The following is a 21,015-nucleotide window of genomic DNA, read 5'->3' as shown; positions in this document are numbered from 1 at the left end:
GCCGCACGCCGCGAGCCGCCGCGGATTTCCGCCCATATCCCGGATTTGCGCTGCCCGGACGCGCCCGGCTGCGACGAAAGTGATGTGTCGGAGTAGCATGGAAGCGTGCCGGCCCGCAGTGGCCGGCTTTGGTCCATCGCTGCAGGAATGCCCATGAACGCCCAACCCGATGCGGCGCCAGTGCCGCTTGAGCCCTCTGAAGTCGTTGCCGCGCTGTGGCGCGATGCCGGCCTGCCCGCCGATGCGCTGGCGCACCTGAAGCTGGACGGCGCAGAGCCGGTGCTGCCGTCGAGCTTTGCCGTGGGCACCGCCGCCCAGGCCAGCCTTGGCGCCTCGGCGCTGGCCGCGGCCGCGCTGTGGCACAGCCGCACCGGCCGCTGGCAGGACGTCAGCGTCGACATGCGCCACGCCATCACCGAATTCCGCAGCGAACGCTACCTGCGCGTCGACGGCGGCCCCGCGCCCGAACTGTGGGACAAGCTGGCCGGCATCTACCGCTGCGGCGACGGCCGCTGGGTGCGCCTGCATACCAATTTCCCGCACCACCGCGACGGCGTGGTGCGCTTGCTGGGCTGCGCCAATGACAAGGCAGCGGTGCAGGCCGCGCTGGACAAGCGGGATGCCGAGGCCTTCGAGACTGCGGCGTCCGACGCGGGCCTGGTCGTTGCGGCATTGCGCAGCTTTGAGGAATGGGACCGCCATCCGCAGGCGGCCGCCTTGCGCGGCCTGCCGCCGGTGATACTGGAGCGCATCGGCGACGCCCCGCCGCAACCGCTGCCGGCGCCCGCATCCCCGGACGCGCAGCCGCTGTCGGGCGTGCGCGTGCTGGATTTCACCCGCATCATCGCCGGCCCGGTGGCGGGCCGCACGCTGGCCGCGCATGGCGCCGACGTGCTGCTGGTCACCGCCTCGCACCTGCCGTCGATTCCGCCGCTGGTGATCGACACCGGCCGCGGCAAGCGCAGCTGCCAGCTGGACCTGCGCGATCCCGATGACAAGCGCACGCTGCACAAGCTGCTGCATGGCGCCGACGTGATGGTGCAGGGCTATCGCCCCGGCGGCCTGGCTGAACTGGGCGTGGGGCCGGAGGCCGCGGCGCGCGCGCGTCCGGGCATCGTCTATGTGTCGCTGAGCGCCTATGGCCATGTGGGGCCGTGGTCGCACAAGCGCGGCTTCGATTCGCTGGTGCAGACCGCCACCGGCTTCAATGATGCCGAAGCGCAGGCGGGCGGCAGCGACACGCCGCGTCCGTTGCCGGCGCAGGTGCTGGACCACGCCGCGGGCTACCTGCTGGCCTTCGGCGCGATGGCCGCGCTGCACCGGCGCGCGGTGGAGGGCGGCAGCTGGCATGTGCGGGTGTCGCTGGCGCAGGTGGGGCAGTGGCTGCGCGGCCTGGGGCGCGTGCCGGACGGGCTCAAGGCGCCCGAGCAGAAGATCGACGACGTGGCCGACCTGCTAGAGGTGGCGCCGTCGGGCTTCGGCATGCTGACCGTGGTGCGCCACGCGGCGCACCTGTCGGAAACGCCGGCGCGCTGGACCTTGCCGTCCGAGCCGCTCGGCACGCACGCGCCGGAGTGGCTGCCGCGCGGTTAGTAGAGCGTGGTGCGCTGCCGCTCCGGTAGGTCGCGGTCGTAGGCGGCGCCGTCGATGGCGTTGTCGGTCAGCGTGGCCAGGATCTCGCCGTTGCTGGGCAGCGACTGGCGCACCACCTGCGCATCCGCTGCCCACAGCCGCGAGCGGATCAGCGCGCGGGCGCACTGGAAGAACACTGACTGCACCGTGACCACCAGCACCGTGGTCGGGGCCTTGCCGTCGACCACGCAGCGCGCGATCAGTGCCGGGTCGACGCTGATCTGCGCGGTGCCGTTGACGCGGATGGTCTCGTTGATGCCGGGGATCACGAACAGCAGCCCCACGCGCGGATCGGCAACGATATTGCGCAGGCTGTCGATGCGGTTGTTGCCGCGCCGGTCGGGCAGCAGCAGCGTGCGTTCGTCCAGCACCTGCACAAAGCCCGGCGCATCGCCGCGCGGCGAGCATTCGGCCCAGTCCTCGCCCACTGTCGACAGCAGGCAGAAGGGCGCTGCTTCGATAAAGGCGCGGTAGTGCGGGTGCAGGTAGTCGACTTCCTTGGACAGCGACGGGGCCGCCGGTTGCGCGTAGAGCGCTTCCAGTCCGGCCAGCGTGGTGATGGCGTGCGAGGTCATGGCAGGCGGGGCGTGGGTCGGCGGGCGGCGAAACCGTCAATGTAGCGCAGATGCCGTTACACGGTCACGGTACCCCGGCCGATCTCCAGCACGCGGCCGCCCACGTGGATGGCGCCTTCGGCATCGACCGCCAGGCGCAGCCGGCAGGGGCGGCCCACCGCCTCGCCCTGGTCGATCGCGTATTCCGTCAACCCCGCCGCCAACCCCGCGGCCGGCAGCGCGTGGCCGGTGGCCAGTAGCCAGCCGCCCAGGTTGGCGCAGGCCGAGCCCGTGCCCGGATCCTCGGCCACGCCGCCGCCCTGCTTGGTGAAGAAGTAGCGCGACAGCACGCGGCCGGACTGTTCCGGGTCGAAGGCAAAGACGTAGGCGGTCTTGCGGCCCAGGCTGCTCTGCGGCCAGATCTGCAGGCGCGCGCTGTCGGGGTTGGCGCGGCGCACGGCATCGGTGCTGCGCACCGCCACCAGCAGCTGGTCGGCGCCGGTGTCGACCCACATCGGCGACGCCAGCAGGTCGCGTTCCTGCAGGCCGAGCAGGCTGGCCATGTCGGCATCGGGCAGGCCGGTCGGCGCGGTCTTCGGCTTGCCGCTGTGGGGGGCGATGAAGGTCCAGACATCGCCCAGCGCGGTCACCGGCACCACGCCCGCCGGGAACTCCAGCGTCAGCGCGTCGCCGGTGCCGGCCAGTTCGCGCACCACGTGCGCGGTGCCCAGCGTCGGATGGCCGGCGAAGCGCATCTCATAGCCCGGCGTGAAGATGCGCACCCGCGCGCTGGCACGTTCCGACGGCAGGATAAAGGTGGTCTCCGACAGGTTGAACTGCAGCGCCAGCGCCTGCATGGTGGCATCGTCCATGCCGCGCGCATCCTCGAACACGCACAGCGGATTGCCGCCGAAGGTGGATTCGGCAAAGACGTTGAGCAGGCGGAAAGCGTAGGTGGTCATGGCGCGGGGGGCTCCGGAGGCTGGTTGATCACCAGTGTACGGAGCGGGGGCGGACACGCCATGCACAGTTGGGCCGATCGCGGGCGGGCCAGTTGCGGACAGTTCTGCCGCGCCATGAAAAACGCCCGGGCGGACCCGGGCGTATCGCTGGCGAAGGCAACTGAGTCAGCAGGCTCAGAACCCCACCGCCTGGCCATCGCGCCGGCTGTCGCTGGCCGCGACGTAGCCGTGTTCGGCGTCATCCGACAGGCGCCAGATAAACTGGCCCGAGCCGAAGTCCATGTACGGATCGTCCACCGACTTGAGCTGGTGGCCGCGCGCCTTCAGGCCCTCGACCGTGGCCGGGTCCATGGTGCTTTCCACATCCAGCGTGAAGTCGCGGTTGACCTTCCAGCGCGGCGCGCAGCAGGCGGCCTGCGGCTGCTGCTTGTAGTCCAGCATGCGCACCACGGTCTGCAGGTGGCCCTGCGGCTGCATGTCGCCGCCCATCACGCCGAAGCTCATCACCGGCTGGCCGTCCCTGGTCAGGAAGGCCGGGATGATGGTGTGGAACGGACGCTTGCCGCCCGCGACCACATTAGCCGACTTCGGATCCATCGAGAAGCCCACGCCGCGGTTCTGCAGGCTGATGCCGGTGCCCGGCACCACCACGCCCGAGCCGAAGCCCATGTAGTTCGACTGGATGAACGAGATCATCATGCCGCTCTCGTCGGCGGCGGTCAGGTAGATGGTGCCGCCCACCTTGGGCATGCCGAAGTCGAAATGCGTGGCGCGCTGCATGTCGATCAGCTTCGCGCGCGACTTCAGGTACGCGTCATCGAGCATTTCCTCCGGCGTGACTTCCATGCTGCGCGGGTCGGCCACGTAGCGGTAGAGGTCGGCAAAGGCCAGCTTCATTGCCTCGATCTGCAGGTGCTGCGAGTCGACCGAGTCCACCGGGATCGAAGCCATGTCGAACTGGTCCAGGATGCCCAGCGCGATCAGCGCGGCGATGCCCTGGCCGTTGGGCGGGATCTCGTGCAGCTCGTAGCCGCGGTAGGACTTGCTGATCGGCTTGACCCAGTCGGGGCGGTAGTTGCGCAGGTCATCGAGCGTCATGGCGCCACCGCACTGCTGGCTGAAGGCGGCAATCTGCTCGGCGATCTCGCCTTCGTAGTAGGCGCGGCCACGGGTCGCGCCGATCTTGCGCAGCGTTTCGGCGGCAGCCTTCATGGTGAACTTCTCGCCCACGGCGGGTGCGCGGCCATTGGGCATGAAGGTCTCGGCATAGCCGGGCTGGTCCTTCAGCTCAGGCACCGCGGCGGCCCACTTGTGCGCCACCACCGGCGGCACGGCATAGCCGCGCTCGGCGATCTCGATCGCCGGCTCCATCAGGTCGGCGAACGGCAGCTTGCCGAAGCGCTCATGCAGCGCGGCCCAGCCGGCGACCACGCCGGGCACGGTGACCGAGTCCCAGCCGCGGATCGGGCGGTTGGCCAGGCCGTTGGCATCGGTGCCGTATTTGTTCTTGAAGTATTCCGGGCTCCAGGCCGCCGGGGCCACGCCCGACGAGTTCAGGCCGTGCAGTTCCTTGCCGTCCCACAGGATGGCAAAGGCATCGCTGCCCAGTCCGCACGACACCGGCTCGACGATGGTGATCGCGGCGGCCGCGGCGATGGCCGCATCGACCGCATTGCCGCCCTTGAGCAGCATGCGCAGGCCGGCCTGCGCGGCCAGCGGGTGCGAGGTGGAAACCACGTTGCGCGCAAACAGCGGGATGCGCACGGAGGGGTAGGGGTTGGTCCAGTTGAAGTTCTGCATGCTTGTCTGTGTCCTTGTGCTCGGTGCGTCTGTGGCGCAAATTCTGCGGCCCTTATTCTGCCGTGATCTTGCGATCCTTGATCAGCTTGCCCCAGCGCGCGCCGTCCTTCTGCACCATCGCGGCGAACTGCGCCGGCGTGCCGCCGACCGGCTCGGCGCCCAGCTTGCCCAGGCGTTCCTTGACCTCGGGCGACTGGATGGCCTTGTTGAACTCAACATTCAGGCGGTTGACGATATCCGCCGGCAGGCCCTTGGGGCCATAGATGCCGAACCAGGTATCGGACTCGAAGCCGGGCAGGCCCGACTCACTCGCCGTGGGGATTTCCGGCGCCAGCGGCGAGCGCTTGGCGCTGGTCACCGCCAGTGCCTTGAGCTTGCCGTCCTTCACATGCGGCAGGCCCGACACGATGCTGTCGAACAGCACCTGCACCTTGCCCGAGATCAGGTCCGGCACGGCCAGCGCGGTGCCGCGGTAGGGGATGTGGGTGATGAACACGCCTGCCTGCGCCTTGAAGGCCTCGGCGGTCAGGTGCACCACGGTGCCGTTGCCGCTGGAGGCGTAGTTCAGTTCGCCGGGATGCTTCTTGGCGTAGTCGATCAGCTCGCGCACGTTCTTCGCCGGCAGGCTGTTCGGCACCACCAGCAGGTTGGTGGCGATCGCCACCTGGCTGACCGGGGTGAAGTCGGTCTCGGTGTTGTAAGGCAGGCGGGTGTTGATATACGGCCCGATCGAATGCGTGCTGGTGGTGGCGATCAGCAGCGTATAGCCATCGGGCGCAGCCTTGGCGGCCATGTCCGAGCCGATCGCGCCGCCGGCGCCGGGGCGGTTGTCGACCACGATCTGCTGGCCCATGCTGGTGCCCACCTTTTGCGCGATGGCGCGTGCCAGCAGGTCAGTCGCGCCGCTGGCCGGGAAGGGCACGATCAGGCGGATCGGCTTGCTGGGATAGGTGTCGGCCAGTGCGGGCGTGGCGGCCAGGCAAAGCCCACAGCCAAGGCCGATGCCGAAGCGGCGCAGCCAGGATTTCATACTTGTCTCCAGTGTCAGGCGAATGGCCCCGATTCAAGAGCCGGCCTTCATTATTCCGTGCTGCCGGTCACAAAGAAAGCTAATATTTCTTTCCAATGTCACAAGGAAATCTTAAGGATCGCGCCTTGCCGGCATATGCCTGATTCTTCCTTTGTGTGCACCGATGAGCACTGTCCGCTTCCTCCGTACCTTCGTTGCCGTGGCCGAGCACGGCTCCTTTGCCGCCGCCGCCGGGCAGGTGGCGCTGACCCAGGCCGCCGTCAGCCTGCAGATGCGCGCGCTGGAGACCGAGCTGCGCCGCGAGCTGTTCGACCGCAACGGCCGCGTGGCCGTGCTCAATGCCGACGGCCGCGCGCTGCTGCCGCAGGCGCGGCGCATGCTGGCGCTGTATGAGGAGATGCGGCTGCCGCTGGCCTCGGACGAAGCCATGGCGGGTGCGGTGGCGGTGGGGGCGGTGGTGTCGGTGATGGGCGGGCTGTCACATGCGGTGGCGCATATGAAGCGCACTTATCCTGCGCTCGACGTGCGCCTGGTCGGTGCCAAGTCGATCGAGCTGGCGGCGCAGGTCGAGGCTGGCGAGCTGGACGCCGCCATCCTGGTCGAGGGCGCCGCGCGCGTGCCCGGCACGCTGCGCTGGACGCCGCTGTACCAGGAGCCGCTGGTGGCGATCGCGGCACGCGGCAGCCCGGGCCGCGACGCGCGCGAGGCGCTTGCCACCAACCCCTACCTGCGCTTCGACCGCAGCCAGCGCACCGGCGTGCTGGTCGAGCGCGCGCTGCGCCGCGCGCACCTGAAGGTCAACGAGTTCCTGGAGCTGAACGCGATCGAGGCGCTGGTGGAGCTGGTGCGGCAAGAGGTCGGCGTGACCGTGGTGCCGCTGCTGCGCCGCGCGCGCTGGCGCGACGACGAGGCGCTGCGCATCCTGCCGCTGCTGGTCAACGGCGAGCCGGTGATGCGTCACATCGGCATGCTGGAACGGCGCGACCACGGGCGCGGGCAGGTGACCGCGGCGGTACGGGCGGCCTGCAGTGAGCTGTTCGGCGCCTAGCTGCCGCCATGCCATAACCAGGTTCTATCGGGCGGATAGTCAGAAACGCATTCTCCTGAAGATCCCTATTGCATATATTTCGGTTGCGGACGGCCGCTGACGCGGCCCGACTCGCCATGGGCGCCACGACATCCCGCGTTGGCGCACGCTCTCGCGCGTCCGCTGATTGCCCGACCTTTGACGCCATCGCTGCAGGCGTGTTCAGTACGTCCCCAAATGGAGAAACGTATGTCTAACGAAACAAAGTGTCCCTTCAGCCATGCCGCCGGCGGCGGCACGACGAATCGTGACTGGTGGCCGAATCAACTGCGTCTGGACCTGCTGAGCCAGCATTCCAGCAAGTCCAACCCGTTGGACGGCGACTTCAACTATGCCAAGGCCTTCAAGAGTCTCGACTTCGCAGCAGTGAAGAAGGACCTGGCCGCGCTGATGACTGACTCGCAGGACTGGTGGCCGGCGGACTTCGGCCACTACGGCCCGCTCTTTATCCGTATGGCCTGGCACAGCGCGGGCACGTACCGCATTGGCGATGGCCGCGGTGGTGCAGGGCGCGGCCAGCAGCGTTTCGCACCGCTCAACAGCTGGCCGGACAACGCCAGCCTGGATAAGGCGCGCCGCCTGCTATGGCCGATCAAGCAGAAGTACGGCCAGAAGATCTCCTGGGCCGACCTGATGATCCTGGCCGGCAACGTCGCGCTCGAGACCATGGGCTTCAAGACTTTCGGCTTCGGCGGTGGCCGGGAAGACACCTGGGAACCGGATGCGGATGTCTCCTGGGGCAAGGAAAAGACCTGGCTGGGCGGTGACCTCCGCTATGGCAAGGGTGCTGCCGGCAAGGATGAAGGCGTGGTCGTGGCCGACGAGGCCTTGCATGGCGACGAGACCAGCCGCACCGACCCCGGACGCAACCTGGAGAACCCGCTGGCCGCCGTGCAGATGGGCCTGATCTACGTGAACCCGGAAGGCCCCGACGGCAATCCGGACCCGCTCGCCGCGGCGCACGACATCCGCGAATCGTTCGGGCGCATGGCCATGGACGACGAGGAGACCGTCGCGCTGATTGCCGGCGGGCATGCCTTCGGCAAGACCCACGGTGCCGGTCCCGCGGACAACATCGGGCCCGAACCCGAGGGCGCCGGTCTCGAGCGCCAGGGCCTGGGATGGGCGAGCACCTTTGGCACCGGCAAGGGCGCCGACACGATCACCAGCGGCCTGGAGGTGACCTGGAGCAGTACCCCGACGAAGTGGGGCAATAGCTATCTGGAGAGCCTGTTTGGCTACGAATGGGAGCTGACCAAGAGTCCCGCCGGTGCCAACCAGTGGGTAGCCAAGGATGCCGGGGAAACCATCCCGCACGCTTACGATCCTTCGAAGAAGCTGCGGCCGACGATGCTGACCACGGATCTGTCGCTGCGTTTCGACCCGGCCTACGAGAAGATCTCGCGGCGCTTCCTGGAGCATCCTGACCAGCTTGCCGACGCCTTTGCCCGCGCCTGGTTCAAGCTGATCCACCGCGACATGGGCCCGCGCGCCCGCTACCTTGGACCGGAAGTGCCGACCGAAGAGCTGCTCTGGCAGGATCCGATCCCGGCGGTCGATCATCCGCTGGTCAACGAGCAGGACGTCGCCGCGCTCAAGCAGAAGATCCTGGCGTCAGGGCTGCCGGTCTCGCAACTGGTGCAGACCGCGTGGGCTTCGGCATCCACCTTCCGCGGCTCGGACAAGCGCGGCGGCGCCAATGGCGCGCGTATCCGCCTGGCGCCGCAGAAGGACTGGGCAGCCAACCAGCCAGAGCAACTGGCGAAGGTGCTGAAGGTCCTCGAAGGGATCCAGGCCGAGTTCAACGGCGCACAGTCCGGCGGCAAGAAGATCTCACTTGCCGACCTGATCGTGCTGGCCGGTGGCGCGGGGATCGAGCAGGCGGCGCAGAAGGCCGGCCATCGGGTGACCGTGCCGTTTACGCCGGGCCGCATGGACGCCTCGCAGGAACAGACCGACGTGCAATCCGTCGGGGCGCTCGAGCCGATTGCAGATGGCTTCCGCAACTTCCTGAAGGGGCAGTACAACATCCCGGCGGAGGACCTGCTGATCGACAAGGCGCAATTGCTGACCCTGACTGCTCCCGAGATGACGGTGCTCATTGGCGGACTGCGCGTCCTGAACGTGCATACCGGGCAGGATGCGCATGGCGTCTTCACCGACCGGCCGGAAACGCTGAGCAACGACTTCTTCCGCAACCTGATCGACATGCGTACGGAATGGAAGCCGCTGTCGGAGGCCCGGGACGTGTTCGAGGGGCGTGACGGCAAAACCGGTGCGAAGAAGTGGACCGGCACCCGCGTCGACCTGGTGTTCGGTTCGAATTCCCAGCTCCGGGCCCTTTGCGAAGTCTACGCAAGCGAGGACGCGCAGGAGAAGTTTGTCCGTGACTTCGTCGCCGCCTGGGCCAAGGTGATGAACCTCGACCGGTTCGACATCGCCTGAGCGGTCGCGTGGCCCCGTCAGGGCCGTCATCCCTGACGGGGCTTTCTCAATCCGGGTGTGAGCGGCGCAGCGGACGCGTCGCCGACGCAATGACAAGCGGCCGGCAAGCGCCGGCCGCGTGGCCTGCCAGGGCATGTCCCTGGCCTACATCACCCTGTGCGCAAAATGCCCGCGCCGCGCGTCGGCCATCAGGTCGAGGAACTGCCCGGTGCTCATGTGCACCAGTTCCTGGTGGTCGCCCGCCTCGAAGTAGACGTCGGGGTGCGTCAGCAGGCTGTCGTCGAGCCAGGTCTGCGTGCCGTACGCCATGCCAACCGGCGGGATCGCGCCGTGGTCGCAGTCGCGGAACACTTCGCGCACGCCATCCTCATGCGCGAGCGACAGCTTGCGGCCGGTCTGCTCGCAGATCTCCGACAGTTTCAGGTGGTGAGTCGAAGGAATCACGACTGCGACGTAGCCGCTGCCGTCTTCCAGCAGGACGGTCTTGGCCAATCGGTCTCCGGGAATGTGTGCGGCCTGCGCAGTGGCCATGCTGCTGAGGCTGTAGGGGTGCCGAACGGTGTCGAACTGGCTCTGCTTCTTGCTCAGGCATTTCGCCAGCGTGGTAGACATGGTCATGATTTCAACCTCCGACGCGCGTAGCGCGACCGTTGTCCGAGTCCTACCAATATAGGTGGTCGGGGGTCGGGTGGCGGTCGGGCGGAGCCAAAACGTAGTCGGCAAGCACAAAAAAAGGGCACCTTGCGGTGCCCTTAGTGTGTTGTGCCGCCGGCGCCAGGGCCGGCGATATTCCCTGCTTATTCTTCCTGGAACGCTTCCTCGCGCTTGGACTTGATCGACGGCATCGCCACGACCAGCACCAGCACGGCAGCCGCGATCAGCAGGCCCAGCGACAGCGGACGCGTCACGAACACGCTGAAGTCACCGCGCGACAGCAGCAGCGAGCGGCGGAAGTTCTCTTCCATCATCGGCCCCAGCACGAAGCCGAGCAGCAGCGGCGCGGGTTCGCACTTGAGCTTGATGAACAGGTAGCCGATCACGCCGAAGGCCGCGGTCTGGAACACGTCGAAGGTGGTGTTCTGGACCGAGTACACGCCGATGCAGCAGAACGTCAGGATGGCCGGGTACAGGTAGCGGTAAGGCACCTTCAGCAGCTTCACCCAGATGCCGATCAGCGGCAGGTTCAGCACGATCAGCATCAGGTTGCCGATCCACATCGAGGCGATCAGGCCCCAGAACAGCGCCGGGTTGCTGGTCATCACCTGCGGGCCGGGCTGGATGTTGTGGATGGTCATCGCACCCACCATCAGCGCCATCACCGCGTTGGGCGGAATGCCCAGCGTCAGCAGCGGGATGAAGGAGGTCTGCGAGGCTGCGTTGTTGGCCGATTCCGGACCCGCAACGCCTTCGATCGCGCCCTTGCCGAATTCATGCGCGTACTTGGAGGTCTTCTTCTCCAGCGAGTACGCAGCAAACGAGGCCAGCGCCGCACCGCCGCCCGGCAGGATGCCCAGTGCCGAGCCCAGCAGCGTGCCACGCAGCACGGCCGGGATCATGCGCTTGAAGTCTTCCTTGGTCGGGAACAGGTTGGTGATGTGGTCGGTGAAGGTCTCGCGGTGTTCCTTCTGCTCCAGGTTGGCGATGATTTCAGCAAAGCCGAAGATACCCATTGCCACCGAGACGAAGTTCAGGCCGTCGGTCAGTTCCGGCACGTCGAACGAGAAGCGCGCGGCGCCCGAGTTCACGTCGGTGCCGACCAGGCCCAGCAGCAGGCCCAGCACGATCATGGCGATGGCCTTGACCAGCGAGCCCGAAGCCAGCACCACGGCGCCGATCAGGCCCAGCACCATCAGCGAGAAGTATTCGGCGGGACCGAACTTGAAGGCCAGTTCCGACAGCGGCGCGGCAAAGGCGGCCAGGATCATGGTGGCCACGCAGCCGGCGAAGAACGAGCCTAGGCCCGCTGTCGCCAGCGCCACCCCCGCTCGCCCTCGTCTTGCCATCTGGTAGCCATCGATGGTTGTCACCACCGAGGACGATTCACCAGGCAGGTTCACCAGGATGGCGGTGGTCGAACCGCCGTACTGGGCGCCGTAGTAAATACCGGCCAGCATGATCAGCGCGGCCACCGGCGGCAGCGTGTAGGTCACCGGCAGCAGCATGGCGATGGTGGCCAGCGGCCCCAGGCCCGGCAGCACGCCGATCAGGGTACCCAGCACGCAGCCCAGGAAGGCGTACGCGAGGTTCTGGAAGGTCAGGGCGGTGGAAAAGCCCAGACCCAGGTTGGCGAGTAGTTCCATGTTGGCGGCTCCTTAGCTTGCCAGGAAAGCCGGCCATACCGGCATCTGCAGGTTGATGCCGTACACGAACGCACCCAGGCTGATCAGCACCAGGAGGATGGCGTTGAGGATGGCACCCTTCCAGCTGAATTCATGGCTGGCCATCGACGACACCAGCACCAGCACCAGCACCGACAGCACCATGCCCAGCGGCTTGAGCATCAGGCCAAACAGCACGACCGCACCGAGGATCCACAACAGCGTCTTGATGTCCCAGCGGGCCAGGCTGTCTTGTTCCGCCTTGGCAGACAGCGACCCCCACAGCACCAGCGCGCCCAGCAGGGCGAGCACGACGCCGAGCCAGAACGGGAAGTATCCCGGTCCCATTTTTGCGGCGGTTCCCATGGAATAACCGCGCGCGACCCAGGAAAAGCCGAATCCGACCAGGATGAACAACAGGCCGGAGGCGAAGTCCTTTTGGCTACGTATGCGCAAAGTGAATCTCCTCGATAAGACTGCTTGAAATCTAAGGAGGGTTCCCTTCTGCTGCCTTTGCTGCGGTGCATCAATGCGGCAGTTTGCGGGAGCCCTCCTACGGGCAGGGTGGAAGTTAAGGGGGCGACCTTTCAGCTACCTTTCAGATGTCTGCAAACAGGGTCATGCTGAGGGTATCCCCTAGTGAGAGAGCGCTTAAAAGTGCCGCTAAGCCAAGCTGGGGGCGGGCTGGCGGGCAGAAGCGCGAGTCGCTGCGCTATCATCCGGGGCGGTCTTGCGCCGCGTGGCGGTACCCGCCGCTGAAAGGTTTGAAAGGTTCCGCAAGGAACCACTACGCAACGCAAGGAGCGGTTTGGAAAGCATTGACCACGTCATTCTGATTGGCGCCGTCGTGATGTCGCTGGGCATCGTGCTGGGCGCTTTCTCGGCTCGCCTGGGCGTGCCGTTCCTGCTGGTCTTCCTGGCCGTGGGCATGCTGGCCGGCGTGGACGGCCCGGGCGGCATCCGCTTCTCCGACACCTGGCTCAGCTTCCTGGTCGGCAACCTCGCGCTGGCGGTGATCCTGCTCGATGGCGGGCTGCGCACGCGCTTTGCCACCTTCCGGGTGGCGCTGAAGCCTTCGCTGTCGCTGGCGACCGTGGGGGTGCTGGTGACGGCAGGGCTGGTCGGCGTGTTCGCCGCGTGGCTGCTGGGCATCGACTGGCGGCTCGGGCTGCTGCTCGGTGCCATCGTCGGCTCGACCGACGCGGCCGCGGTGTTCTCGCTGCTGCACAGCAGTGGCATCCGGCTCAAGGACCGGGTGGCGAGCGTGCTGGAGATCGAGTCCGGCATCAACGACCCGATGGCCATTTTCCTGACGCTGACCCTGATCGAATGGCTGACGGCACCTGACGGCCTGACGCCGCTGGGCCTGGTCACGCGCCTGCTGGTGCAGTTTGGCCTGGGCGGCGTGCTTGGCGTGGTGCTCGGCTATTGCCTGACCAATGTGCTGGAGCGCATCCGCGTGGCCGAAGGGCTGCAGGCGATCCTGCTGTGCTCGGGCGGCGCGATGGTGTTCGCGATCGTGCAGAGCGCCGGCGGCAGCGGTTTCCTGGCGGTGTACCTGACCGGCATGCTGATCGGCAACCGCGAGCGCGCGGTGACGTCGGACACCATGCGCGCCATGGACGGCATGGCCTGGCTGGCGCAGTCGGCCATGTTCCTGCTGCTGGGCCTGCTGGTGGCGCCGCACCGGATCTGGGAGGTGGCCGGCCCGGCGGTGGCCGTGGCGGCCTTCCTGATGCTGGTGGCGCGGCCGGTGGCGGTGTGGCTGGCGCTGCTGCCGTTCCGCTTCAATGCGCGCGAGACCGGCTTTATCGCCTGGATGGGCCTGCGCGGCGCGGTGCCGATCGTACTGGCGCTGTTTCCGCTGCTGCGCGAGGTGCCGCAATCGGGGCTGCTGTTCCGCATCGCCTTTGCCGTGGTGCTGGCCAGCCTGCTGTTCCAGGGCACCACGGTGTCGGTGGCCGCGCGCCTGGCGCGCGTGCGGCGCCCCGGCTACCCCGAGCCGCTGGCGCGTTCGCGCCTGCGCGGCACGCGCGCGCCGATCCTGGAGGTGATGCAGTTCGAGGTGGGGCCCAATGCGCCCGTGGAGAACGTGCGCGCCGATCAGCTGGAGCTGCCGCCGCGCTGCCGGCTGATGACGGTGGCGCGCGACGATGCGCTGGCGGCGCTGGACCAGACCGTGCTGCGCGCCGGCGACAGCGTCTCGGTGCTGGCGCCGGTGACGACCCTGCCGATGCTGTCGGCGCTGTTCCAGGCGCCGGGCCGCGCGCCCACCTGGGAGCAGGCCTCGCATGATTTCCTGCTGTCGGGCGATGCGTTGCTGCGCGATGTGGCGGCGCTGTATGGCACGCGCGCGCTGACGCCGCGAGAAGCGCCGCTGACGCTGGAGGCTGCCATGCTACGGGCCTTCACCTCGCCGCCGGTGGAGGGCGACAGCGTCGAGATCGCCGGCCTGCCGCTGACGGTGACGCGCATGGAGGGCGCGCAAATCCTGCAGGTGGGGCTGTTGCTGCCGCGGCTGGAGGGGGATTCGGGCGGGCGGCTATGGCCGCGGCGGAAAAAGGATGGCGGCGCCCGCAGTGGCGAGGGCGCCGAAGCGGAGTAGGGACAAGAAAGGCGGCCATGGCCGCCTTTTTCTTTAGTCCACCTTCGCCCCGGACACCTTCACGATCTGCGCGTATTTCTTCAACTCGCGCTGGATCAGCGCCGCGAACTGCTCGGGCGTGGTCGGTGCCGGCTGTGCGCCGATGCGGGCCAGGCGTGCCTTCATCTCGTCGGTCTTCAGGATTGCCACGATCTCATGGTTAAGCCGCTCGACGATCTCGCGCGGGGTGTTGGCCGGCGCGAACACGCCGAACCACGTGGAGATGTCGAAGCCTTCCAGGCCCAGCCCCTTTCCGGCTTCGGCGATGGTCGGCAGTTCCGGGAAGGCCGCGGCGCGGCTGGCAGTGGTGACCGCAAAGGCCTTCAGCTTGCCCGCCTTGATATTGGCCGACGCCGAAGCCAGGTTGTCGAAGATCAGGTCGGTCTGGCCCGACAGCACCGACAGCTGCGCCGGCGACGCGCCGTTGTACGGGATATGGACCATGCTGATCTTCGCCATGCTCTTGAACAGCTCGCCCGACAGGTGGCCGGCGCTGCCGTTGCCGCCCGAGGCGTAGTCCAGCTTGCCCGGGTTCTTGCGCGCGTACGCGACCAGGTCGCGCACATTGTTGATGTGCAGCTCGGCGGCCTTGCCCGGGTGCATCACCAGCACGTTGGGCACGTCGGCCACCAGCGTGATCGGCGCGAAGTCCTTGACCGGGTCGTACGGCATCTTGCTGAACAGCGTCGGGTTGATGGCGTGCGTGGCCACCGCGCCCATGACGATGGTGTAGCCGTCGGCCGGCTGCTTGGCAACGTAGTCCGCGCCCAGGTTGCCGCCCGCGCCGGGCTTGTTCTCGACCACCACCGGCTGGCCCAGGCTCTCGCGCAGCTTCTCGCCGATGGCGCGCGCGACGGTGTCGAGCGGGCCGCCGGCCGGGTAAGGCACCACGAAGCGGACCGGCTTGGTCGGGTAGGCATTGGTGGCCGCCACGGCGGCGGCGGGCAGCAGGGCCGCGGTCAGCGCGGCGGCAAGCAGTTTCTTCAGCATGTCTCGGGGCTTCAGGGGATTGGGATTCTTATCTGGCGCCGATGCCCCGCGCCATCATGACCGCGCACAGCGGCAGCAGGATCAGCAGGTGGGCTTCGATCATGACCCAGCGGCGGGCGGCCTTCAGCTCGGACGGCGGCGGCACATAGTCCGGCAGCCGGCGCGCCTGCTTGCGCCAGCGCGCGATGGCGAAGGTCGGCGGCAGCGAGCACAGCGCGATCAGCACGAACACGCCCACCTTGGCGTGGAACCACGGGTTGTGCAGGTAGAAGTCGACGCCCTTGGCGCCGTAGAACAGGCGCAGCAGGCCGGTGCCCAGCACCACCATCGCGGACAGGAAATAGAACAGGTCGTACAGCGACAGGCGCCGCACCGCGGCCGGCGTGATTTCCGGGCGCAGCACCACGGCCTCGGCGGCCATCAGGGTGATCAGGACGAAGATCGCAAGGAAATGCAGGAAGGACAGTATGGCGTCGGTCAGCATGGGTTCTCCTTTGCCTTTGCTTCAGTGGGGACTGAACTGCTTCGGGAAGGCACCGGTGGCAGGGCACTAGGGCCCGCCGCCGGCAGGAGGAGAATCTTACAGCACACCCTTTGCACGTAGTGCTTCGATCTGCTCAGGGCTGTAGCCCAGCGTGTCGGCCAGCACCGTGTCGGTGTGCTCGCCCAGCAGCGGCGGGTGGCGCAGCGCCTGCGGCGGCGTGGCGCTCATCTTGATCGGGCTGCCCACCAGCTTGACCTCGCCGGCGCTGGGGTGGGGCAGGTCCACGCGCAGGCCGCGCGCCTTGACCTGGTCGTCCTCGAACACGTCGTCGAGGGTGTTGATCGGGCCGCACGGCACGCCGGCGGCCTCCAGGTCGCGGATCCACTGCGCGCGGGTGCGCGGGCGCACCATCTCGGCCAGGATCGGCACCAGCACGTCGCGGTTGGCCACGCGCTGCGGGTTGGTGGCAAAGCGCGGGTCGTCGGCCAGCTCGGGCTTGCCGCCGTCGGTGACGAACTTGCGGAACTGCCCGTCGTTGCCCACCGCCACGATGATCCAGCCGTCGGCGGCCTGGAAGGTCTGGTAGGGGACGATATTCGGGTGCGCATTGCCCCAGCGGCGCGGCGCCTCGCCGCTGGCCAGGTAGTTGGTGTTCATGTTGGCCAGCATCGCCACCTGCACGTCCAGCAGTGCCATGTCGATGTACTGGCCCTCGCCGGTGCGCTCGCGGTGCGCCAGCGCCGCCAGCACGGCGATGGTGGCGTACTGGCCGGTCATCAGGTCGGAAATGGCCACGCCGGCCTTCTGCGGGCCGCCGCCGGGCAGGTCGTCGCGCTCGCCGGTCAGGCTCATGAAGCCGCCCATGCCCTGGATGATGAAGTCATAGCCCGGGCGCGCGGCGTACGGGCCGGTCTGGCCGAAGCCGGTGACCGAGCAGTAGATCAGGTCGGGCCTGACCTGCCTGAGCGACTCGTAGTCCAGGCCGTACTTCTTGAGCTGGCCGACCTTGTAGTTCTCCAGCACCACGTCGCTCTGCGCCGCCAGCTCGCGCACGATCTGCTGGCCTTCCGGCGTGCTGATGTCGCAGGTCACCGAGCGCTTGTTGCGGTTGGCGGCCAGGTAGTAGGCGGCTTCGGCGGTGTCGCGGCCGTCCTCGTCCTTGAGCCAGGGCGGGCCCCAGGTGCGGGTGTCGTCGCCGGCGCCGGGGCGCTCGAGCTTGATCACGTCGGCGCCGAAATCGGCAAGGTTCTGGGCGCACCACGGCCCGGCAAGGACGCGGGTCAGGTCGAGGACGCGGAGATGGCTTAAAGCTCCCATGGCGGTAGTCAATGCAGTGGGTGAGGCGGGGGATCGGTCGGAACAGCGAGGGCGCGGCCCTGGAAACAGAGGCCGGCGCGGGTTGCCTGCACTGTACCACCGGCAAATCGCCGGTGCGGCTTTGAGTGCTTTATGGGGCGCTTATGACGATGGGATTTGGGCGATAGCCGGCCGGCTCCCCGGCGCCATGTCTGACGCGCCCGGCGGGCTGCCTTGCCCGTATAATCAACGGCTTGCAAATCCAATACTGATTCGTCGCGCCCGGCCACGCCAGGGCAAGCGTCCGCCATCCCATGAAAGTCTCAGACATTCGCAGCAAGTTCCTGCAGTTCTTCGAATCGAAGGGCCATACCGTGGTCCGCTCGTCCAGCCTGGTGCCGGCGAACGACCCGACGCTGCTGTTCACCAACTCCGGCATGGTGCAGTTCAAGGACGTGTTCCTGGGCACCGACAAGCGCCCGTACACCCGCGCCACCTCGGCGCAGCGCTCGGTGCGCGCCGGCGGCAAGCACAATGACCTGGAGAACGTGGGCTACACCGCGCGCCACCATACGTTCTTCGAGATGCTGGGCAACTTCTCGTTTGGCGACTACTTCAAGCGCGATGCCATCCTGTACGCGTGGGAGCTGCTGACCAAGACCTACCAGCTGCCGGCAGAGAAGCTGTGGGTGACGGTCTATGCGGAAGACGACGAGGCCTACGACATCTGGGCCAAGGAAGTGGGCGTGCCGGCCGAGCGCATCGTGCGCATCGGCGACAACAAGGGCGCGCGCTACGCGTCGGACAACTTCTGGCAAATGGCCGACACCGGCCCGTGCGGCCCGTGCTCGGAAATCTTCTACGACCACGGCCCGGACGTGTGGGGCGGCCCTCCGGGATCGCCCGAGGAAGACGGCGACCGCTACATCGAGGTCTGGAACCTGGTGTTCATGCAGTTCAACCGCGACGACCAGGGCAACATGACGCCGCTGCCCAAGCCGTGCGTGGACACCGGCATGGGCCTGGAGCGCATTGCCGCGGTGCTGCAGCACGTGCACAGCAACTATGAGATCGACCTGTTCCAGGCACTGATCAAGGCCGCCGCGCGTGAAACGCATATCGACAACCTGAACCAGAACTCGCTCAAGGTCATTGCCGACCATATCCGCGCGTGCGCGTTTCTGATCGTCGACGGCGTGATCCCCGGCAATGAAGGCCGCGGCTACGTGCTGCGCCGGATCATCCGCCGCGCCATCCGCCATGGCTACAAGCTGGGCCAGAAGACCCCGTTCTTCCACAAGCTGGTGCCGGACCTGGTCGCCCAGATGGGCCAGGCCTACCCGGAACTGGCCGAAGCGCAATCGCGCGTGACCGAAGTGCTGAAGGCCGAGGAAGAGCGCTTCTTCGAGACCATCGAAAACGGCATGTCGATCCTGGACGCCGCGCTGGCCGACCTGAAGCTCAAGGGGGGCAAGACGCTGGACGGCGAACTCGCATTCAAGCTGCACGACACCTTCGGCTTCCCGCTGGACCTGACGCAGGACGTGTGCCGCGAGCAGGAAATCGCCGTGGACGAGGCCGCCTTCGACGCTGCCATGAACCGCCAGCGCGAGCAGGCCCGTGCCGCCGGCAAGTTCAAGATGGCCGCCGGCCTGGAGTACACCGGCGACAAGACCGTGTTCCACGGCTACGAGAAGCTGGAACTGCCGCAAGCCAAGGTCACCGCGCTGTATGTGGACGGCGCCGCCGTGAACGCCATGCAGCCGGGACAGACCGGCGTGGTGGTGCTCGACAACACCCCGTTCTACGCCGAGTCCGGCGGCCAGGCCGGCGACCAGGGCGTGCTGACGGCTGGCAACGCCAGCTTCGCCGTGGCCGACACCACCAAGATCCAGGCCGATGTGTTTGGCCACCAGGGCACGCTGCAAGGCGGCGCGCTCAAGGTGGGCGACGCCGTGTCGGCCCAGGTCGACGCGCAGCGCCGTGCGCGCACGGTGCGCAACCACTCGGCCACCCATCTGATGCACAAGGCCCTGCGTGAAGTGCTGGGCAGCCACGTGCAGCAGAAGGGCTCGCTGGTGGATGCGGACAAGACCCGCTTCGACTTCTCGCACAACGCCGCGCTGACGGATGCGCAGATCCGCCAGGTCGAAGAGATCGTCAACGCCGAGATCCTGCGCAACCAGGACACGCACGCCGAGATCATGCCGTTCGACGACGCGGTCAAGAGCGGCGCGATGGCACTGTTCGGCGAGAAGTACGCCGACGACGTGCGCGTGCTGTCGATCGGCACCTCGAAGGAACTGTGCGGCGGCACCCACGTGCACCGCACCGGCGATATCGGCCTGTTCAAGATCGTGGTGGAAGGTGGCGTTGCTGCCGGCATCCGCCGCGTGGAAGCCATTACCGGCGACAACGCGCTGCACTACCTGCAGAGCCTGGACGCCAGGCTGAACGAAGCCGCCGCCGTGCTGAAGGCCCAGCCGTCCGAGCTGGTGCCGCGCATCGGCCAGGTGCAGGACCAGGTGCGCGCGCTGGAGAAGGAACTGGAACGCCTGAAGAGCAAGCTGGCCGCCTCGCAGGGCGACGAGCTGGCCGCGCAGGCGGTCGACATCAAGGGCCTCAAGGTGCTGGCCGCGCAACTGGACGGCGCCGACGTCAAGACCCTGCGCGAGACCATGGACAAGCTCAAGGACAAGCTGCAGAGCGCGGCCATCGTGCTGGGTGCGGTGTCCGACGGCAAGGTCAGCCTGATCGCTGGTGTCACGGCCGATGCCACGGGCAAGGTCAAGGCCGGCGAGCTGGTCAACTTTGTCGCCCAGCAGGTGGGCGGCAAGGGTGGTGGCCGTCCCGACATGGCACAGGCTGGCGGCACCGAGCCGGCCAAGCTGGCGCAGGCGCTGGCTGGTGTCAGCGAGTGGGTGGCGGGCAAGATCTGACTGGCTGAGGGGGGCACCCCCCTCGGGCCTGGCAACTGCTAATGGCGCTTCGGCGCCATTTTTTCTATGGGCGCTCGTCGCCGGGCGGCTTGCCGGCCAGCCGGGTGAGAATGTCGATCGGCAGCGGGAAGACGATGGTAGAGCTCTTGTCCCCGGCAATCTGGGTCAGCGTCTGCAGGTAGCGCAGTTGCATGGCCTGCGGCTCGCGCGCCAGCATCTGGGCCGCTTCAAGCAGCTTCACCGAAGCCTGCAGTTCGCCCTCGGCATGGATCACCTTGGCGCGCCGCTCGCGTTCGGCCTCGGCCTGCCGCGCAATGGCGCGGATCATGGTTTCGTTCAGGTCGACATGCTTGATCTCGACGTTCGATACCTTGATGCCCCAGCCGTCGGTCTGGGCGTCCAGCGCCTGCTGGATGTCCAGATTCAGCTTCTCGCGCTCGGCCAGCATCTCGTCCAGCTCGTGCTTGCCCAGCACCGAGCGGAGCGTGGTCTGCGCCAGCTGGCTGGTGGCCTCGAGGAAATTTGCCACCTGGATGATGGCGCGTTCCGGATCGACCACGCGGAAGTACACCACCGCATTGACCTTCACCGAGACGTTGTCGCGCGAAATCACATCCTGCGGCGGCACGTCCATCACCACCGTGCGCAGGTCCACCCTGACCATCTGCTGCACGGCGGGGATCAGCAGCACCAGGCCCGGGCCCTTGACCCGCCAGAAGCGTCCGAGCATGAACACCACGCCGCGTTCGTATTCACGCAGCACGCGGAACGAGGTGATCACCAGCAGTGCCAGCAGGAAGATCAAACCGCCGAAGCTGAATCCGTAGGCCATGG

At 67.5% G+C, this 21,015-nt stretch carries 16 protein-coding genes; 5 read left to right on the top strand and 11 right to left on the bottom strand.

From position 1 onward, the window contains the following. The first annotated feature begins 153 nt into the window (after nucleotides 1-153). The gene (locus ACW4E8_RS09560; protein ID WP_456804275.1) at nucleotides 154-1,593 is read left to right on the top strand and encodes a CoA transferase; all 1,440 of its coding nucleotides are present in this window, start codon (nucleotides 154-156) and stop codon (nucleotides 1,591-1,593) included. Here ACW4E8_RS09560 and ACW4E8_RS09555 read toward each other — a convergent pair. The 4 genes from ACW4E8_RS09555 to ACW4E8_RS09540 all read right to left on the bottom strand — a co-directional run bounded on the left by ACW4E8_RS09555 (nucleotide 1,590) and on the right by ACW4E8_RS09540 (nucleotide 5,978). Next, nucleotides 1,590-2,207 carry a pyridoxamine 5'-phosphate oxidase family protein gene (locus tag ACW4E8_RS09555; RefSeq protein WP_456804274.1) on the bottom strand — a complete coding sequence of 206 codons (618 nt, stop codon included), beginning with the start codon at nucleotides 2,205-2,207 and terminating at the stop codon, nucleotides 1,590-1,592. The two genes, ACW4E8_RS09560 and ACW4E8_RS09555, sit on opposite strands and share 4 nt — an antisense overlap. A gap of 56 nt (nucleotides 2,208-2,263) precedes the next feature. Beyond that, a complete protein-coding gene (locus ACW4E8_RS09550) occupies nucleotides 2,264-3,148 on the bottom strand; it encodes a PhzF family phenazine biosynthesis protein (RefSeq protein WP_456804273.1) in 885 nt (294 codons plus the stop codon). Nucleotides 3,149-3,322: 174 nt separating this feature from the next. Then, entirely contained in the window at nucleotides 3,323-4,948 is a 1,626-nt protein-coding gene (gene ggt, locus ACW4E8_RS09545) for a gamma-glutamyltransferase (protein ID WP_456804272.1), read from the bottom strand. Nucleotides 4,949-5,000: 52 nt separating this feature from the next. Then, on the bottom strand, nucleotides 5,001-5,978 hold the full coding sequence (locus ACW4E8_RS09540; protein ID WP_456804271.1) for a Bug family tripartite tricarboxylate transporter substrate binding protein: 978 nt from the start codon (nucleotides 5,976-5,978) through the stop codon (nucleotides 5,001-5,003). A gap of 163 nt (nucleotides 5,979-6,141) precedes the next feature. On the opposite strand from ACW4E8_RS09540, the gene ACW4E8_RS09535 reads away from it, so the two are divergent. Together ACW4E8_RS09535 and katG are read left to right on the top strand one after the other, a co-directional pair. Continuing rightward, complete coding sequence (locus ACW4E8_RS09535) at nucleotides 6,142-7,026, top strand: LysR substrate-binding domain-containing protein (protein ID WP_456804270.1); 885 nt, start codon at nucleotides 6,142-6,144, stop codon at nucleotides 7,024-7,026. A 228-nt stretch (nucleotides 7,027-7,254) separates the two neighbouring features. After that, nucleotides 7,255-9,510, top strand: coding sequence for a catalase/peroxidase HPI (gene katG, locus ACW4E8_RS09530; RefSeq protein ID WP_456804269.1), 2,256 nt, complete (start codon nucleotides 7,255-7,257; stop codon nucleotides 9,508-9,510). Between the two features lie 144 nt (nucleotides 9,511-9,654). On the opposite strand, the gene ACW4E8_RS09525 is transcribed toward katG, so the two are convergent. The 3 genes from ACW4E8_RS09525 to ACW4E8_RS09515 form a co-directional block, all read right to left on the bottom strand. Then, a complete protein-coding gene (locus ACW4E8_RS09525; protein ID WP_456804268.1) occupies nucleotides 9,655-10,128 on the bottom strand; it encodes an aminoacyl-tRNA deacylase in 474 nt (157 codons plus the stop codon). A gap of 179 nt (nucleotides 10,129-10,307) precedes the next feature. Continuing rightward, nucleotides 10,308-11,810, bottom strand: a complete 1,503-nt coding sequence (locus ACW4E8_RS09520; protein ID WP_456804267.1) for a tripartite tricarboxylate transporter permease — start codon at nucleotides 11,808-11,810, stop codon at nucleotides 10,308-10,310. A 12-nt stretch (nucleotides 11,811-11,822) separates the two neighbouring features. Further along, nucleotides 11,823-12,284 carry a tripartite tricarboxylate transporter TctB family protein gene (locus tag ACW4E8_RS09515; RefSeq protein WP_456804266.1) on the bottom strand — a complete coding sequence of 154 codons (462 nt, stop codon included), beginning with the start codon at nucleotides 12,282-12,284 and terminating at the stop codon, nucleotides 11,823-11,825. Between the two features lie 352 nt (nucleotides 12,285-12,636). Between ACW4E8_RS09515 and ACW4E8_RS09510 the strand changes: the two genes are divergently transcribed. After that, nucleotides 12,637-14,433, top strand: a complete 1,797-nt coding sequence (locus ACW4E8_RS09510; protein ID WP_456804265.1) for a potassium/proton antiporter — start codon at nucleotides 12,637-12,639, stop codon at nucleotides 14,431-14,433. A 33-nt stretch (nucleotides 14,434-14,466) separates the two neighbouring features. Here ACW4E8_RS09510 and ACW4E8_RS09505 read toward each other — a convergent pair whose 3' ends face one another. The 3 genes from ACW4E8_RS09505 to ACW4E8_RS09495 all read right to left on the bottom strand — a co-directional run bounded on the left by ACW4E8_RS09505 (nucleotide 14,467) and on the right by ACW4E8_RS09495 (nucleotide 17,263). After that, nucleotides 14,467-15,462, bottom strand: a complete 996-nt coding sequence (locus ACW4E8_RS09505) for a Bug family tripartite tricarboxylate transporter substrate binding protein (RefSeq protein WP_456804264.1) — start codon at nucleotides 15,460-15,462, stop codon at nucleotides 14,467-14,469. A 28-nt stretch (nucleotides 15,463-15,490) separates the two neighbouring features. Further along, nucleotides 15,491-15,946, bottom strand: a complete 456-nt coding sequence (locus tag ACW4E8_RS09500) for a DUF2214 family protein (RefSeq protein ID WP_456804263.1) — start codon at nucleotides 15,944-15,946, stop codon at nucleotides 15,491-15,493. 96 nt (nucleotides 15,947-16,042) lie between these two features. Beyond that, nucleotides 16,043-17,263 carry a CaiB/BaiF CoA transferase family protein gene (locus tag ACW4E8_RS09495; protein WP_456804262.1) on the bottom strand — a complete coding sequence of 407 codons (1,221 nt, stop codon included), beginning with the start codon at nucleotides 17,261-17,263 and terminating at the stop codon, nucleotides 16,043-16,045. Nucleotides 17,264-17,556: 293 nt separating this feature from the next. Here ACW4E8_RS09495 and alaS point away from each other — a divergent pair, with 293 nt between their 5' ends. Next, nucleotides 17,557-20,181, top strand: coding sequence for an alanine--tRNA ligase (alaS, locus tag ACW4E8_RS09490; RefSeq protein ID WP_456804261.1), 2,625 nt, complete (start codon nucleotides 17,557-17,559; stop codon nucleotides 20,179-20,181). Between the two features lie 64 nt (nucleotides 20,182-20,245). Here the strand turns inward: alaS and ACW4E8_RS09485 are convergent, their stop codons facing one another. Then, nucleotides 20,246-21,013, bottom strand: coding sequence for a slipin family protein (locus ACW4E8_RS09485; protein WP_035824280.1), 768 nt, complete (start codon nucleotides 21,011-21,013; stop codon nucleotides 20,246-20,248). Between the last annotated feature and the right edge of the window lie 2 nt (nucleotides 21,014-21,015).

It is taken from the genome of Cupriavidus sp. CP313 (assembly GCF_054072015.1).
Note: the sequence above shows the minus strand (reverse complement) of the source record. Positions and strands in the feature narration are given on the sequence as shown.